The sequence below is a fragment of the Rhodococcus sp. BP-332 genome, assembly GCF_019836065.1.
GTDB lineage: Bacteria > Actinomycetota > Actinomycetes > Mycobacteriales > Mycobacteriaceae > Rhodococcoides.
Window position 1 is genome coordinate 602,483 of the sequence record NZ_JABUEC010000001.1, and the last position, 16,840, is coordinate 619,322.

Annotated in this window: 11 protein-coding genes; 1 reads left to right on the top strand and 10 read right to left on the bottom strand. The window is 68.7% G+C overall.

Going from position 1 to position 16,840, the window contains the following annotated elements; all coding sequences use genetic code 11:
- Positions 1-2: 2 nt before the first annotated feature.
- Genes HQ314_RS02805 through HQ314_RS02820 form a run of 4 tightly spaced genes read right to left on the bottom strand, consistent with a single transcriptional unit; the run spans position 3 to position 5,030 of the window.
- Positions 3-2,339: a molybdopterin cofactor-binding domain-containing protein gene (locus HQ314_RS02805; protein ID WP_308119195.1), complete on the bottom strand. Its 2,337-nt coding sequence runs from the start codon at positions 2,337-2,339 to the stop codon at positions 3-5.
- Positions 2,336-3,691 carry an 8-oxoguanine deaminase gene (locus tag HQ314_RS02810; protein ID WP_222649226.1) on the bottom strand — a complete coding sequence of 452 codons (1,356 nt, stop codon included), beginning with the start codon at positions 3,689-3,691 and terminating at the stop codon, positions 2,336-2,338. The genes HQ314_RS02805 and HQ314_RS02810 overlap by 4 nt, the downstream gene beginning before the upstream one ends.
- The gene (locus HQ314_RS02815) at positions 3,688-4,161 is read right to left on the bottom strand and encodes a (2Fe-2S)-binding protein (RefSeq protein WP_222649510.1); all 474 of its coding nucleotides are present in this window, start codon (positions 4,159-4,161) and stop codon (positions 3,688-3,690) included. The genes HQ314_RS02810 and HQ314_RS02815 overlap by 4 nt, the downstream gene beginning before the upstream one ends.
- 2 nt (positions 4,162-4,163) lie before the next feature.
- A complete protein-coding gene (locus HQ314_RS02820) occupies positions 4,164-5,030 on the bottom strand; it encodes a xanthine dehydrogenase family protein subunit M (protein ID WP_222649227.1) in 867 nt (288 codons plus the stop codon).
- A 94-nt stretch (positions 5,031-5,124) separates the two neighbouring features.
- Here HQ314_RS02820 and HQ314_RS02825 point away from each other — a divergent pair, with 94 nt between their 5' ends.
- The gene (locus tag HQ314_RS02825) at positions 5,125-6,630 is read left to right on the top strand and encodes a PucR family transcriptional regulator (RefSeq protein WP_261781339.1); all 1,506 of its coding nucleotides are present in this window, start codon (positions 5,125-5,127) and stop codon (positions 6,628-6,630) included.
- A gap of 9 nt (positions 6,631-6,639) precedes the next feature.
- Here the strand turns inward: HQ314_RS02825 and HQ314_RS02830 are convergent, their stop codons facing one another.
- From HQ314_RS02830 to kdpA, 6 genes are read right to left on the bottom strand one after another with little or no spacing between them, the layout of a single operon-like run.
- A complete protein-coding gene (locus HQ314_RS02830) occupies positions 6,640-9,015 on the bottom strand; it encodes a lysylphosphatidylglycerol synthase transmembrane domain-containing protein (protein WP_222645364.1) in 2,376 nt (791 codons plus the stop codon).
- Between the two features lie 45 nt (positions 9,016-9,060).
- Positions 9,061-9,792 carry a response regulator gene (locus HQ314_RS02835; protein ID WP_027504984.1) on the bottom strand — a complete coding sequence of 244 codons (732 nt, stop codon included), beginning with the start codon at positions 9,790-9,792 and terminating at the stop codon, positions 9,061-9,063.
- On the bottom strand, positions 9,789-12,284 hold the full coding sequence (locus HQ314_RS02840; protein WP_222649512.1) for a sensor histidine kinase KdpD: 2,496 nt from the start codon (positions 12,282-12,284) through the stop codon (positions 9,789-9,791). The genes HQ314_RS02835 and HQ314_RS02840 overlap by 4 nt, the downstream gene beginning before the upstream one ends.
- Before the next feature lie 13 nt (positions 12,285-12,297).
- On the bottom strand, positions 12,298-12,942 hold the full coding sequence (locus HQ314_RS02845; protein WP_222649228.1) for a potassium-transporting ATPase subunit C: 645 nt from the start codon (positions 12,940-12,942) through the stop codon (positions 12,298-12,300).
- Positions 12,943-12,944: 2 nt separating this feature from the next.
- Positions 12,945-15,035, bottom strand: a complete 2,091-nt coding sequence (gene kdpB, locus HQ314_RS02850) for a potassium-transporting ATPase subunit KdpB (RefSeq protein WP_222649229.1) — start codon at positions 15,033-15,035, stop codon at positions 12,945-12,947.
- Positions 15,032-16,840: a potassium-transporting ATPase subunit KdpA gene (gene kdpA, locus HQ314_RS02855; RefSeq protein ID WP_308119197.1), complete on the bottom strand. Its 1,809-nt coding sequence runs from the start codon at positions 16,838-16,840 to the stop codon at positions 15,032-15,034. The genes kdpB and kdpA overlap by 4 nt, the downstream gene beginning before the upstream one ends.

Consider the following 16,840-nt stretch of genomic DNA (forward strand, 5'->3'; position numbering starts at 1 on the left):
GGTCAGGGCCTTCCCGGGTCCGTGATGTGTTCGGGTCGTATCGGTACTCGTGTGAGGGCGAGACCGGTGGCGTCGCGAACGGCAGCGACGACTGCGGGGGTGGAGGACAGGGTCGGCGGCTCGCCGGCGCCGCGAAGGCCGTACGGCGCCAGCGGGTCCGGGTTCTCCAGGATGTCGAGCTTCATCGGCGGCATGTCGAGGATGGTGGGGATGAGGTAGTCGGTGAACGACGGGTTCTTCACCAGCCCGTCCACGACGACGATCTCCTCCATCAGGGCCAGGCCCAGTCCCTGAGCCGATCCACCGTGGATCTGCCCCTCGAGGGAGAGCCGGTTGAGGATCTTGCCGACGTCCTGGACGGCGGCCATCTCGACGACCTTCACCAGACCGAGCTCGACGTCGACGTCGACCACCGCGCGGTGCACGCACAGCGCGAGCTGGGTGTGGCTCGCGCCCTGCCCGGTCACCGGATCCATGCCGGTGGTGGGACGGTGGTGGAACTCGCGGGTCTGCTCTACCACTCGGTCGCCGAGAACGTCCTCGATCGTGGCCAGGACGCCGTCGGTGCGGGAGACGACCTTGCCGCCGTCGAGAGTCAGGTCCGTCGCGGCGCGACCGAGATGCAGTCCGGCGAGGACGAACACGGCCTCCCGGGCCGCCTCGCACGCGGCCTTCACCGCACCGCCGGTCATGTAGGACTGGCGGGACGCGGACGACGACCCGGAGTTGCCGACGGTGGTGTCGGCAGGATGGATCGTCACGCGCGACACCCCCAGCTCGGTGCGGGCGATCTGCGCCTCGAGTGTCACCAGGCCCTGTCCCACCTCGGCGGCGGCCGTGTGCACCAGAGCGGTGACCTCGCCGCCGATGACCTCGAGTCGGACCCGCGCCGTCGAGTAGTCGTCGTAGTTCTCGGAGAAGCAGATGTTCTTGAGTCCCACTCCGTAGCCGACTCCCCGCACGACGCCCTCACCGTGCGTGGTCTGCGACGCGCCGCCGGGCAGGTTGCGGATGTCGGAAGTGTCCAGTGGCACCGGCATGGGCATCGCCTCGGCCCGGAGGAGCATCTCGGCGAGGGGCGCGGGAGCCTCGATCACCTGACCGGTGGCGAGGAGCGAACCCTGAGCGACGGCGTTGACGCGGCGGACCTCGACCGGGCTCAGACCGCACGCCTCGGCGAGCTGGTCCATCATCGACTCGTACGCGAAACATGCCTGTACGGCGCCGAATCCGCGCATCGCGCCGCACGGCGGGTTGTTCGTGTAGACGCCGTACGCGTCGATCTCGATGTTCGGGATCACGTACGGTCCCACGCCCAGCGACGCAGCGTTGCCGACGACGTTCAGCGTGGCCGACGTGTAGGCGCCGCCGTCGAGGATGATCTCGACGTCCGCGAACAACAGCCGGCCGTCGCTCGTGGCGCCGTACTCGTAGTGCATCTGCGCCGGGTGCCGGTGCACATGCCCGAAGAACGACTCGTAGCGGTTGTAGACCATCCGGACCGGCTTGCCCGTGTACATCGCGAGCATGGCCGCGTGGATCTGCATGGACAGGTCCTCGCGCCCGCCGAACGCTCCCCCGACGCCGGAGAGCGTCATCCTGATCTTCTCCTTCGGCAGTCCGAGGCAGGGCCCGATCTGCTCGAGGTCGTTGTGCATCCATTGCGTCGCGACGTACAGGTCCACCCCGCCGTCGTCGCCGGGAACCGCGAGACCCGATTCGGGTCCGAGGAAGGCCTGGTCCTGGATGCCGACCGAGAAGTCGCTGCTGACGATCACGTCGGCCCGCGCACGCGCAGCGGCCACGTCGCCGACGCGCACCGGTTGGTGGCGTGCGATTCCGCCGCGCTCCTGCACCTTCGGGTAGGTCGGATCCAATGCGGCACGGCGGGCGTCGCACAGTGGCTCGAGCACCTCGTAGACCACCTCGATCCGTTCCATAGCCCGGCGCGCGGTCTCGGGGTGATCCGCCGCGACGAGGACGATGGGCTCGCCTTCGTGACGCACCTCGCCGAAGGCGAGGACAGGCTGGTCCCATGTCCCGTCGAGGCCGAAACACGGGCGTCCCGGCACGTCCTCGTGGGTGAGCACGGCCTCCACGCCGGGGAGGGCGAGCGCCGCCGAGATGTCCACGGACACGATGCGCGCGCGGGGATGCGGACTCCGCAGGGTGGCGCCGTGCAGCATGCCGTCCATGAACAGATCGGACGAGTACGCGAACTCTCCCTTGACCTTCAGGGTCCCGTCGGGGCGGAGCGGACTGTCTCCCACGCGTCCGAGGCCCGGTGCGTCCACGGGTGCGGGGAAGGCGCCGGGGCGCGTCCGTCCGGGGGCGCTCACAGGACGTCCTTCGCGAGAGCCATGAGACGACGGTGTGCGTTCGCTCCGGCCGCCGCCGCCTCGTCCTGCGACACGCTGATCAGCGTGTCGTCCTCCACGATCGTCCGACCGCCGACCATGAGGTGGCCCAGGGGCGGCGTCTGCCCGTACGCGAGCGCGACGACGGGATCGTCGATCGCGGCGAAGAAGCCGTCGGTACGCCAGATCGCGAGGTCGGCGAGCTTGCCCACCTCGAGTGACCCGATCTCGTCCTGCCGGCCGAGGACCGTGGCGCCACCGAGTGTCGCGGCCTCGAGAGCCTGGCGGGCACTCAGCGCGGTCGGCCCGTAGCGTGCCCGCTGCATGTACACGGCCTGACGGATCTCGCCGGCGAGCGAGACCATCTCGGCGGACGCCGATCCGTCCACGCCGAGACCGACCGGCGCGCCGGCGTCCAGCAGATCGGCGACACGGGCGATTCCCGCGCCGAGTCGCGCGTTCGAACTGGGGCAGTGCGCGACGCCGGTACCCGTTGCCGCGAGCGCGGTGATGTCGGAGTCGTGCAGGTGGACGGCGTGGGCGAACCACACGTCGTCGCCCAGCCACCCCACCTGTTCCATGTACTGCACGGGCGTGCAGCCCATCTGGGCGAGGCAGTGCTCCTCCTCGTCCACCGTCTCCGACAGATGTGTGTGCAGCCGAACACTTTTCGATCGGGCGAGGCTCGCCGATTCCACGAGCAGGTCCTTGCTGATCGAGAACGGGGAGCACGGCGCGACGGCGATCCGCAGCATCGACCCGAACGACGCATCGTGGTACGTGTCGATCGCGTCCGCGGTGGCGGTCAGGATGTCGTCGAGCTTCTCCACCACCTCGTCGGGAGGGAGCCCGCCGTCCGACACGCCCCGGTCCATCGACCCGCGGCAGGGGTGGAATCGCAGTCCGATCCGCGCCGCCGCGTCGATCTCGGCGGCGAACAGATCGCCCCGTCCCTTCGGGAAGATGTAGTGGTGATCGGTGCTGGTGGTGCACCCGGACTTCGCGAGCCAGCCGAGCCCCGCCAGCGCGGCCCCGCCGACCACCTCGGCGTCCATCTTCGCCCAGGGTCGGTAGAGGGTCACGAGCCACTCGAAGAGGGTGCTGTCCTTCGCCAGTCCCTGCGACGCCCACTGGTACAGGTGGTGATGGGCATTGACCAGACCGGGCGTGACCAGTCCGCCACGCGCGTCGATGATCTCGGCGCCGGGAACGATCGGCGCGGGACCCGCGCCGATCGCGGTCACGAGCGGCCCGTCGACGACGATGTACCCGTGCGGGATCTCGGCACCGACCACGGGTGCGATGTAGGCGTTGGTGACGATACGAACGCTCATCGGGAATCGGCCCTTCGTGAGGCGGCGAGTCGGACGGCGTCGAGAATCTTCTCGTAACCGGTGCAGCGGCAGAGGTTTCCGGCGAGGGCCTCGCGGATCTCCGCATCGGACGGATCGGGCACCCGCTCGACGAGGTCGTGCGCCTGGACCACCAGCCCGGGTGTGCAGAAGCCGCACTGGACGGCGCCGCACTCCACGAAGGCCTTCTGGATCGGGCCCAGCGCCTCCCCGTCGGAGAGCCCCTCCACGGTGCGCACGCGTCGACCTTCGACCTGGCCGGCCGCCACCAGGCACGAGCACACCGGCACGTCGTCGAGATAGACGGTGCAGGAACCGCACTCCCCCTGCTCGCACGCGTTCTTCGATCCGGGCAGGCCCATGCGCTCGCGCAACACGTAGAGAAGACTCTCGCCCTCCCACACATCGTCCGCGCTCTGGCCGGTGCCGTTCACCGTGCAGTTCACTCTCATGCTCACGCCGCCTCTCCGTTGTTCCTGTGGTCGCGCCACGACCAGGCGAGAGTGCGTCTCGCCATGACCGCCAGCGCATGTCGCCGATAGTCGGCCGTGCCGCGTACGTCGTCGATCGGGCTCGCCGCCTCACGGACCAGGTCGCCGAACCGGCGGGCGACGGCGTCGTCGAGCGGGCCGTCCCAGTCGAGTTCGGCAGCGAGGAACTCCTCGGCGGCGGTGGCGCGGCGCGGCGTCGGGGCGGCCGAACCGATACCCGTCCCGACACGTCGCTCGGCCGGGAACAGGGCGAGCGAGAACGAACACACCGCGATGACCATGGCGTTGCGCGTGCCGACCTTCGAGAAGTACTGCGGCCCGGTGGCCGGCGGCACGTGAAACGCGCGGATCAACTCGTCCGGTTCCAGGCAATGACGCTTGACGCCGACGTAGAACTCCTCGGCCGGAATCATGCGTGTGCCCCGAGCGGCCGACTCGGCCTCGACGATCGCGCCGCAGGCGAGCAGCGGCGCATGCAGATCGCCGGCGGGGGATGCGCCCCCGAGATTGCCGCCGACCGTCCCCCTGTTGCGGATCTGGGGCGAACCGACCGTGCGCGCAGCCTGCGCGATTCCCGGCAGCCGATCGCCCAGTTCGGCGATGATCCGCACGTACGGCATGCCGGCACCGACGCGGAGCGACCCGTCTGGATTTTCCTCCCAGGTGGTGAGCTCCGTGATCGGGTTCAGGTCGAGCAGCGCCGTCGGTCTGTGCAGATCGAAGTTCATCTCGACCATGACGTCGGTACCCCCCTGCACGGGGACGACATCGGGTCGATCGGCTGCGGCGGCGAGTGCGTCCGCCCAGGTCTGTGGCCGAAGAAAGTCCATGGGAGAAGTACACCCGCCCGCCGTCCGGCGGACGAGACGCAGGAACGACAGACTATGACCCGCATCACACGCGAATCACTGTAGGTTCCTCCGAATGAAGGTGCACGACCTACTCGACATGCCCCATCTCGGACTCGACCCCCTCGTGTCCGACGACGGACGAGACACGGTCATCCGATGGGTCGTGACGACCGACATGCTCGATCCCGGTCGCTATCTCGAGGGCGGAGAACTGGTCCTCACCGGACTGATGTGGCACACGAGACCCGAGGATTCGGACGTCTTCGTCCGTGCGATCACCGGTGCCGGCGTCGCCGCACTGGCGGCCTCGTACGACGGCGTGGTGCCCGCCGATCTCGTCGAGTCGTGCCGCCGACACGGGCTGCCCCTGTTCCGGGTGTCCGCCGCCGTGGCCTTCGCGACGATCACGGAGAGCGTGGTGCGCTCGCTCTCGCGTGAGCGCGCGACCGATCTCCGGTCGGTCCTCGACCGGCACCGCCGCCTGGTGTCGGGCGCCGGCGCCGGGGACGGCATCGGGCCACTTCTCGACCTGGTGTCCGAGGATCTCGGACTGGAGTGCTGGGTGCTCACCCCCGGCGGGCGCGTCGTGGCCTCGTCCCATCCGCTCCCCGACGACATCCGTCCCGACGATCTGGCGCACGACTTCCTCACGGCGCGAGCACTTCCCGTGGTGTCCCACGGCCTGTCCCTCCTCGCCGTCGACGGTGACCGGACGTCGCGCGTCGCCGACGCGATGGTGGCCTTCCGCAGCGACTGGCGCAGTTGGACTCCCGAGCGGCTCGCACTCGCCGAGGACGTGGCGTCGATCGTCGCGCTCGAACGTGAGCGCACCGACGACCGCCTCGGGTCGTCCGGACGCTCGGCGCACCAGCTGATCCGCGTGATCACCGCGGGCGGATCGGTCGCGGACACCCTCGCCCAGATGACGGTGGTCGGCCTCGACACCGACGCTCGGTACGCGGTGGTCGCCGCGGCCGTCGCGAGTGGCCCCCTCCGCCCCGGCGAACTCCGGGTGGTCCTGCGCGAGTTGCTCCCGAGCGGCGGCGCGATCGGTGTGGCGGACGGTGAGGTGGTCGCGATCGTTCCCACCGACGACGACCTGACGCCGCGAGTGCGGTCGGGGATGGATCGCCTCGGCCCCGGACTTGCCGGCAGCGACGTCTCGCTCGGCGTCAGCGGCGCGGTGACGGCGGGCGAACTCCGCGGCGCCGTCGACGAAGCCAGGTATGCCCGCCGGCTCGCGGCCGGCCGCAGCGACGGGGTCCGCATCGTGGGGCACGACGAACTGGCGGATCTGGTGCTGCTCCTGGCGAGCGTGCCGGACGAGATGAGACGGCTGTTCCGCTCGCGTCTGCTGGATCCGGTCGTGGAGTACGACGACCGCCATCAGAGTGATCTCGTCCCGACTCTGCGAGCCTTCCTCGACTGCAACGGATCGTGGACGGCGTGCTCGACCCGGCTGCACCTGCACGTCAACTCGGTGCGCTACCGCATCCAGCGTATCGAGGAACTCACCGGTCGGGATCTCTCCGGACTCGAGGACCGCGTGAACTTCTATCTGGCACTGCGGATGTCGTGACGGCCGAGATCAGATCATGTCCTTGCGCGCCAACCACCGCATGATCGGCCAGCCGAGGAACACCGGGATCCAGCACGTGAGCACGCGATAGAGCAGAACGGACGGCACCGCGATGGTGGCGGGCAACCCGAATGCCGCCAGACCGCCGATGAGAGCGGCTTCCACGGCGCCGATGCCACCCGGCGTCGGGGCTGCGGAGGCGAGCGTCCCACCGATCATCGTGACGATGGTGACCGTGATGAAGGTGGTGCCCCCGCCGAACGCCTCGATGCTCACCCACAGCGCGAAGGCAGCACCGAGAGTGGTTGCAGCGCAGCCCAGCACGATGACGGTGAAGCGTGCCGGATGCCGCACGAGCTCCGAGAGGTCCGAGTAGACCTCCGCGAGCTGAGGCCGCACCGCGGTGCGCAGGAAGCGCCGCAGGGTGGGCACGAACAGGAAGGCGCCGAGGGCGCCGAACGCGACACCGGCGATGAGGTACAGGATCGTGGCGCTCGGGACGAAGCGGGACAGGTCGGCGGACTGGCCCGCCGCGACGCTGAACACCACGAGCAGCGTCACGTGCGAGATCACCTGCACCAGTTGCTGCAGGGCCACCGCGGCGGTCGAGCGCGTGAGCGTCAACCCGCCCTTCTGCAGGAAGCGGACGCTCAGCGCCAGTCCACCGACACCCGCCGGAGTCGTCGTCGCCGCGAACGTGTTGGCCACCTGCATGATCGTCGTGTTCAGGAAACCCACGGCGCCCGAGGCGCACGCCCACAGCGCCGCGGCCGCTCCGAAATAGGTCGCGGCGGAGATCGCGAGACCGAGCAGTGCCCACCACCAGTCGATCGAGGCCAGCTCGGAGGCGAAGGTCGGGACCTGACTGATGAACGGATACGCGACGTAGACCAGCGCGATGAGCAGGACCAACTGCACGACCTGGTTGCGCGAGAACCGCGTCACCTGCTCGGTGGCGATCGCCGAGGTCCCGGTCCGGGCCAGCACCGTGTCGCGCGTCGCCGTGAGCACCCCCTTGGCGTCGTGCACCGCCCGGCGCACGCGGGTCGGGATGGCGGACGGCGTGAGCCGGCGTGAGGCGGTGAGAACGTCCGCCGGGCCGAGCCTGTCGATCGCGGCGTCGACGGCGACGTCGGGCCCGTACAGCGATGCGGTGGTCAGCATCAGCTGCGCGGCGTCCGAGTGCAACTGGGCCTGCGACGCGCCGAGTTCCGCGGTGTCGAAGCCACCGAGCAATGCGGTGCCGTCCTCGTCGATCCGGATGTCGTCGACCCGGAGGTCTCCGTGCGAGATCTGCCGGGAGCGCAGCACTCCCAGAGTCCGCCACAGTGCGTGCGCATCCTCCGGACGCTCGGGGTCCACGCGCCGACCGCGGGGAACGCTGTGGGCGTACAGGACCCAGCCACGCTCGAGGGCCGACACCGCCGTCGGGACACAGGCCGCCACGCCCAGGTCGTTCAGCGCGATGCCCATCAACGCGCGATGCTCCACCGCGCGGCGCTGTGAGGCGTGCAGGGGCGGGCTCTCCGACGACCGCAGAGTCACCAGTCGGCGCAGCAGACGCAGGGCGCCGCGGCTGCGCTGATTGGGACCGAACAGCTCGACGACGACGTCGTGGCCCACCGGCCCGATCCGTCCCGAGAGCACCAGGGGACCCGAACCCGCCGGGCGCAGAACGACGAACCCGGCGATGTCGACTCCCCGGCGCTTCAGGGCACGGACGGCCTCGGCGAGCGGCACCTCGAGTGCCGGGGTGCCCACCACCCAGATCACGAGCGATCCGGCGAGCCACCCCACGGCGAGACCGAGCAGCGAGCGCGCGGGGACGACGGTGCTGATGAGCAGATGGATCGGGACGAAAGCCAGCAGCAGCACCCACCACGTCCGCTTCCAGCGGATCGGCAGCCCCGGGCCGGAGACGGTGAGCACGGCCGCGACGATGGCGATCCAGCGCGGATCGTCGAGGATCTGCGAGAGCAGGGTGTCCAGGCGCGTCGATTCGTCGATGTGCCACTTCGGCGCGGAGATCCCGCTGCCACTGACCGACAACGCCAGTGCGGCCACCACGGCCGCAGCGACGTAACCCGCGAGCAGCCGCCAGCGGCGTGCCGCCACCAGTCCGGCGAGCACGGTGAACGGAAGAGCCAGAATGGCGACGCCGTACACGAGATAGACGGCATTGGACTGGCTCGGGGTGAGCACGCCGACGATGTCGGAGATCGAGCGCTCCAGCGCTGTCCACTCGTTGCGGGTCACCAACGAACCGACGACGATCGCCCCCAGGACGATCGCCGCGGTCACGACCCGCAGGATGTCGCTCGTTCGCCGGGTCAACGGTTGCAGGACGCTCCCGGTGACCGGGATGTCTCTTCCGTCGACCAGCACACCGGCCAACCTATCGGAGCGGTGGGCCGCCGGCAGTGAGGCGCATCAGGTTCGGAAGCGATACCCCATGCCGGCCTCGGTCAGCAGGTGGCGTGGATGCGCCGGATCGGGCTCGAGTTTGCGCCGCAGCTGACCGAGATACACCCGGAGATAGTGGGTCTCGGTCTCGTACGCCGGACCCCACACCTCGCGCAGCAGTTCTCGCTGTCCGACCAGCTTGCCGCGGTGCCGCACCAGCATCTCGAGCATGCCCCACTCGGTGGGGGTGAGGTGGACCGGCTGCCCGTCGCGCGTCACCGATCTCGCGGCCAGATCCACGGTGAACGAGTCGGTCACGACGACCGCCTCGCCGTCGCCGTCCGCCGTGCGTGCGGCGCGCCGAACCGCGACGCGCAGCCGGGCGAGGAACTCGTCCATGCCGAACGGCTTGGTCACGTAGTCGTCCGCACCCGCGTCCAGCGCGTCGACCTTGTCGCCGGAGTCCGAACGGGCGGACAGCACGATCACGGGCACGGTGGTCCACCCGCGAAGTCCGGCGAGCACCTCCAGGCCGTCGAGATCCGGCAGACCCAGGTCGAGGACGATCACGTCCGGATGCCTCTCGGCGGCGGCGCGCAGAGCTCCCGCTCCGGTCGACGCCGTCGACACGTCGTAGCCCCGCACCCCGAGATTGATGCGCAGCGCCCGCAGCAACTGCGGCTCGTCGTCGACGACGAGGACACGGGTGGGCGGCGGTCCCGGCCGCGGCGTCTCGGTCGTTCCCCCGTCCTCGGTCACGACGCCGCCGGCAGGTCGACGGTGACGGTCAGCCCGCCGCCGACGGTGCGCTGCGTCGACACCGTGCCGTGCATGGCCTCGACGAAGCCGCGCACCACGGACAGTCCGAGGCCGACGCCGGTGGTGTTGTCGCGATCCCCGAGCCGCTGGAACGCGTCGAAGACGGTCTCCTCCGAGCCGTCCGCGATACCGGGCCCGTGGTCGGCCACGGCGAGCCGGACGCGGTCGTCGTCCACACGAGCGGACACGCGGATCTCGCCGTGGGGTGCGTACCGCACAGCGTTGTCGATCAGATTCGCCACCACTCGCTCCAGCAGACCCTCGTCCGCCAGCACCGACAGATCCCCCACCTCCACCTGCAGGCGGGACCGCGCCGGACCGACGGAGGCCGAGGCGCGGTGCACCACCTCGTCGAGGAACACACGCGCCGACACCGGCCGCACCACGCCGGCGGCCAGGCGCGAGGAGTCGAGCAGGTTCTCCACCAGCGCGGTGAGCTGATCCGCCGACTCCTCGACCGTCGCCAGCAACTCCGCGGTGTCCTCGGGCGAGAAGGTGACGTCCTCGCTGCGCAGACTCGAGGCGGCGGCCTTGACCGCGGCCAGCGGCGTCCTCAGGTCGTGTCCCACGGCGGACAGCAGTGCCCGCCGCAGTGTGTCCGACTCGACGGCGGCCGCGGCGGTGCTCGCCTCCGCGGCCAGTTCGCTCTGGCGGATCAAGCCGACCGCCTGATTGGCGACCGCCGTGAGGACACGCCGGTCGGTCGCGCGGGTGCGGTGCCCCGCGAGGACGAGGGCGTACTCCTCGTCGCCCACCTCCACCGCGGTGTCGGCGGCGTCCACGCTCGTGGGCGGGTTCTCCCCCACTGCACTGACGACGCCGTGCCCCGAGCGCAGCACCGCCACGGCGCGCTGCCCGTACGTCTCGCGCACCCGCTCGAGCAGAGCGGGCAGGTCGGCTCCACGCAGCACCGATCCGGCGAACAGCGCCAGCAGTTCCGCCTGTTGCGACGCGCTGCGGGCGTCCCGTGCCCGCCGGGCGGCCGCGTCGACGAGCACGGCCACCGCCACGGCGACGACGAGCAGCACCACCGTGGTCACGAAGTTGTCCGGCTCGGCGATGGTGAAGCTGTAGCGCGGTTCGGTGAAGAGGAAGTTCAGCAGCAGGGCGGAGAACAGCGCCGACAGGATCGCGGGGGCCACACCGCCGAGCAGGGACACCGCCAGCACGACGATGAAGAACAGCGCGCTCTCGCCGCCGAGATCGAGAAGGTCGTCCACGAGCGAGATCAATCCCGCCGCCACCACCGGTACGGCGAGCGCGGCGATCCAGGCGACCGGGCGCCGGACGGTCGGCGACGACAGTCGCCGGACTCCGGTGGAGGCGTGGTCGTGCGTGACCATGTGGACGTCGATCGCGCCGGAGTTCTGCACCACGGTCGATCCGATGCCCTCGTCGACGGCCCGTGCCCACCGTGACCGGCGCGACGTTCCGAGCACGAGTTGCGTCGCGTTCACCCCGCGGGCGAACTCGAGCAACGTCACGGGCACGTCGTCGCCGACGACACTGTGCATCGAGGCGCCCAGAGCGCCGGCCAGGGTCCGCACCGCACCCATGTGCGCGGCGGACACCCCCGCCAACCCGTCACCTCGCACCACGTGCAGCACCATGAGTTCGGCGCTGGACTTCGCGGCGATCCGGCTGGCGCGGCGTACGAGAGTGTCGGACTCGGGTCCGCCTGTCACCGCGACGACGACACGCTCTCGCGCTTCCCAGGTGTCCCTGATGGCGTTGTCGGCGCGGTAGCGGGCCAGCGCCGCATCGACCTGGTCCGCCAACCACAGCAGCGCCAACTCCCGCAGAGCGGTGAGGTTTCCACGGCGGAAGAAGTTGCTCAATGCCGCGTCGATTTTCTCGGGTGCATAGACGTTCCCGTGTGACAGTCTGCGTCGCAACGCTTCCGGGGTGATGTCGACCAGCTCTACCTGGGCCGCGGCTCGCACGACAGCGTCGGGAACCGTCTCTCGCTGCACCACACCGGTGATGCGCTGGACCACGTCGTTGAGACTCTCGAGGTGCTGCACGTTCAGAGTCGACACCACGTCGATCCCGGCGGCCAGAAACTCCTCGACGTCCTGCCAGCGCTTGGCGTTACGACTGCCCGGAGTGTTCGTGTGGGCCAGTTCGTCGACGAGGACCACTTCCGGCATTCTGGCCACGACGCCGTCGACGTCGAGTTCGGGGACCGAGGCTCCGCGATACTCGACCATGGTCGGCGCCAGTACCGCGATGCCTTCCAGCATCTCTGCCGTTCGAGTGCGTCCGTGAGTCTCGACGACGCCGGCGACGACGTCACACCCGCGGGACTGGCGACGGTGCGCCTCGCCGAGCATCGCGAACGTCTTTCCCACGCCCGGCGCCGCACCGAGATAGATGCGCAGTTCTCCCCTGCCCCCCGGTGTCGTGCGTTCGTCCGCGGCGTCGGCGTGCATGCTCACGTGCTCATCATCCACCCGTGGTCGAGCAGTCGGGTGCAGTCAGTCCCAGGTCGACGTTCAGCGTGGCGACGTTCACCGTCGCCTGTCCCAGGAATCCGAACTGACGACCGTCGGTGTTCGCGGCCACCAGCGCGCGTACCTCGTCCCGGGAGTTGCCGGTTGCTGCCGCCACACGGGGGACCTGAAGCTCCGCGTACGCCGGGCTGATGTCCGGGTCGACACCCGAACCGGAACCGGTGACCGCGTCGACGGGCACCGCCGCCGGATCGACGTTCTCACGCTCGGCGATCGCAGCACGACGTTGCTCGATGAACGACGCGAGAATGTCACTGCTCGGACCCTGGTTCAGAGGGAGAGCGGCGGAGGGGTCGCCCGCGGCGAAAGCGTCGTCGTCGGCGACCGACCCTGTGACGCGCGTGTGGAAATACGGATCGGGTCGTCCGTCTGCGACCACGGTGTCGACGCCGATGAGCGAGCTGCCGACAACACATCCCGAGGCATCGCGAATGGGTGAGCCTTCCGCCGAGTCGGACCCGATCCGGCTGACCGCCCACACCGCCGCTGGGTACCCGATGCCGAGAAGTACCGTCAACGCCGACAGGACCGTGAACCCGGCGACGACCTGTTTGAAGAACACCGAAAATGTACGCATTGCTAGCCCATTCCAGGAACGAGTCGGACCACGAGGTCGATCAGCCAGATACCGATGAAGGGCGAGATCACGCCGCCGACGCCGTAGACGGCGAGGTTGCGGCCGAGCAGTGTCGACGCGGTGGACGGCGTGTACCGAACACCCTTCAGCGCAAGAGGGATCAGCGCCACGATGACCAAGGCGTTGAACACCACGGCCGAGACGATCGCTGATTGCGGAGTTGCCAGCCGCATGATGTTGAGCGTGTCGAGTTGGGGATACACCGTGGAGAACAGTGCCGGCAGGATCGCGAAGTACTTGGCGAGGTCGTTCGCCAACGAGAACGTGGTGAGCGCTCCGCGGGTGATGAGGAGTTGCTTTCCGACCTCGACCACTTCTATCAACTTCGTGGGATCGGAATCGAGATCCACCATGTTGCCCGCCTCTTTCGCTGCGGACGTGCCGGTGTTCATCGCCACGCCGACGTCGGCCTGAGCCAGCGCGGGAGCGTCGTTGGTGCCGTCCCCCGTCATCGCGACCAGCCGACCACCGTTCTGTTCACGGCGGATCAAGGCCAGTTTGTCTTCCGGTGTCGCTTCGGCGAGGAAGTCGTCCACCCCGGCTTCCGCAGCGATGGCCCGAGCGGTGAGGGGGTTGTCGCCGGTCACCATCACGGTCCGAATGCCCATGGCGCGCAACCGTTCGAATCGTTCGGCGATGTGAGGCTTGACCACATCCGACAATTCGACGACTCCGAGAACTCGGGCGCTCGATCCGGATTCGGCGACCGCGACGACGAGCGGTGTACCGCCCGCTTCGGACACCGATTCGACCGAATCACGTACCGCAGTGTCGGCGGCGTGGCCACTCTGCTCGCGAACCCAGGCGAACACGCTGTCGGAGGCGCCCTTTCGGATCTGCTGACCGTCGACGTCCAGCCCACTCATGCGGGTCTGAGCGGTGAAGGGAACGAACTCACCCCCAGCTGTGGGATCCACATCCCCGCCGAAGTCGCGTGCGACGAGTTCGACGATGCTGCGTCCCTCGGGAGTTCCGTCAGCGAGCGACGACAGGCGAGCCGCGTCGGCGAGTTCCCGAACATCGACCCCGGGTGCCGGATGCAGTGCCGTGGCTCTGCGATTTCCGAAGGTGATCGTGCCGGTCTTGTCCATGAGCAGGGTGTCGATGTCGCCGGCGGCCTCGACCGCGCGGCCCGACATGGCCAGAACGTTGCGCTGCACCAGTCGGTCCATACCGGCGATGCCGATGGCGGACAGGAGTGCGCCGATGGTCGTCGGAATCAGGCAGACGAGAAGTGCGATGAGCTTGACCGGATCCTGCGCCGACCCCGCGTAGATGCTCATGGGACCGATGGCCACGACGGCAAGCAGGAACACGATGGTCAGGGACGCGAGCAGGATGTTGAGAGCGATCTCGTTCGGAGTCTTCTGTCGCGACGCACCCTCGACGAGCGCGATCATCCGGTCGACGAACGTCTCACCCTGTGCGGCGGTGATCTTCACGACGATCCGGTCCGACAGCACGGTCGTGCCGCCGGTGACGGCGCTTCGGTCACCGCCCGATTCACGCACCACCGGTGCGGATTCACCCGTGATGGCGGATTCGTCCACCGATGCGATGCCGTCGACCACATCACCGTCACCGGGAATGACCTCCCCTGCGGTGACGACCACCTCGTCACCGACCTTCAGTTCGGTGCCGGGCACGCTCTCGACGGACCCGTCGGGCAGCCGACGATTCGCGAGCGTGTCCCGTTTGACGTTGCGCAGACTGGCCGCCTGGGCCTTGCCGCGACCCTCGGCAACGGACTCGGCGAGGTTCGCGAACACCACGGTGAACCAGAGCCACCCGGTGACGAGCCAGGAGAACACCGACGGGTCGGCGATCGCCATGACAGTGGTGATGACCGAGCCGACCAGAACGACGAACATGACCGGGTTGCGGGCCTGGTGACGCGGATCGAGCTTGCGGAATGCGGTGGGCAACGAGGTCCACAGCTGTGTGGGGCTGAAGTAGCCGGATGTGACGGAAGCCGGCGCGCCGTCGTCGGGTGTCGCCTCCGACTGAGTGGGATGGTCGTTGACGAGGGTCATTGCAAAGCCTCCGCGAAGGGGCCCAGCGCGAGCGCCGGGAAGAATGTGAGCGCAGCGACGAGGACGATCGTGCCGGTGAGAAGACCGGCGAACAGCAGTCCCGTGGTGGGGAGTGTGCCGGGTCCGGCCGGACTTCGACGCTTGGTCACGAGTGAGCCGGCGAGAGCCAGAACGAACACGATCGGAAGGAATCGGCCGAGCAACATCGCGATGCCGAGGGAGGTCTGGAACCAGTCGTCGGTCACGGTCAGTCCGCCGAACGCACTTCCGTTGTTGTTCGACGCGGAGGCGTAGGCATAGAGCACCTCGCTGAACCCGTGGATCGAACCCGGAGTTCCAGGGTCGCCGCTGTTGCCGAGCGCTCCGCTGGTGGAACCGAGGATCACCGTGACACCGGTCCCGATCAGAACGAGCGCCGGCATGACCAGTACCGACAGCGCTGCCATCGTGATCTCGCGTTTGCCGAGCTTCTTCCCGAGGTATTCGGGCGTGCGTCCGACCAGAAGCCCACCCACGAACACGGCGATGACCGCCAGGACCAGCATTCCGTAGAGGCCGGTCCCGACTCCGCCGGGTGCGACCTCGCCGAAGAGCATGTTCAGTATGACGACTCCACCGCCGAGCGGGGACATGGCGTCGTGCGCGGAATTGACTGCACCGGTCGATGTTCCGGTGGTGCTGACTGCGAACAGGGCCGAGCCGGGAATGCCGAATCGTTGTTCCTTGCCCTCCATCATGGCGCCGGCAGCCTGCGCAGCGACGCCGCGAGTACCGGATTCCGCAGCGAGGGTCACGGCGAGAATGCCGGCCCACAGGAACGCCATGACGGCGAGGATCGACAGACCCTGCTTGCGTTCTCCCACGAGGGTTCCGAAGGTGCGTGTCAATGCGACCGGGATCAACAGCAGGGCGATGATCTCGACGATGTTGGACAGCGGCGTCGGATTCTCGAACGGGTGCGCCGAGTTGGCCGCCAGGATTCCGCCACCGTTGGTACCGAGCTCTTTGATCGCTTCCTGAGAGGCGACAGGAGCGAGTGCGTTCGTGATCGAGCTGCCGTCCAGACCCGTCGAGGCGAAACCACTGTGGAACGACATGACGACGCCCTGCGTCAGCAAGATCAGCGCCACGACGAACGACAACGGCAGCAGGATCCGCAGTACGCCGCGCGTGAGATCGACCCAGAAGTTTCCGAGTTCACCTCCGCTGCGCACACGGACGAACCCGCGGATCACCGCGACGGCCACAGCCAGTCCGACTGCGGCAGAGACGAAGTTCTGTACTGCGAGGCCGAGAGGTTGAGTCAGATTGCTCATCGTCGTCTCGGGTGAGTACGACTGCCAGTTGGTGTTGGTGACGAAGGAGATTGCCGTGTTGAACGCGACCGACGGGCTGACGCCCGGCAGCGAGTTGTTCAGCGGCAGAACACCTTGAACACGTTGGAGGGCATAGAGGAAGACGACGCCGGCAGCAGAGAAGCCCAGCAGCGACAAGGCGTAGCCGACCCACGTCTGTTCCGAGCGGGGGTCGATCCGGCACACGCGATACAGCAGAGATTCCACCCGCCAGTCCGCCGTTGCCGATACCGACCTGCTCGTCGGCTTCGGCGGGTCGAGCGTGGTGGTCGTGGTGATCGTCGATCCCGCAGCCTGTCGCGCGGCAGAGCGGACCACTTCGTCACGAGCACGTTCATCTCGCGGAGTGGTGAAGACGCGCGCCATGTAGTCGCCGAGGGGAACGTAGGCGGCAGCGAGCACGATCACGACGGCCGCGATCTGAAGCCCGGCCGCAAGTGCGGGAGTCAC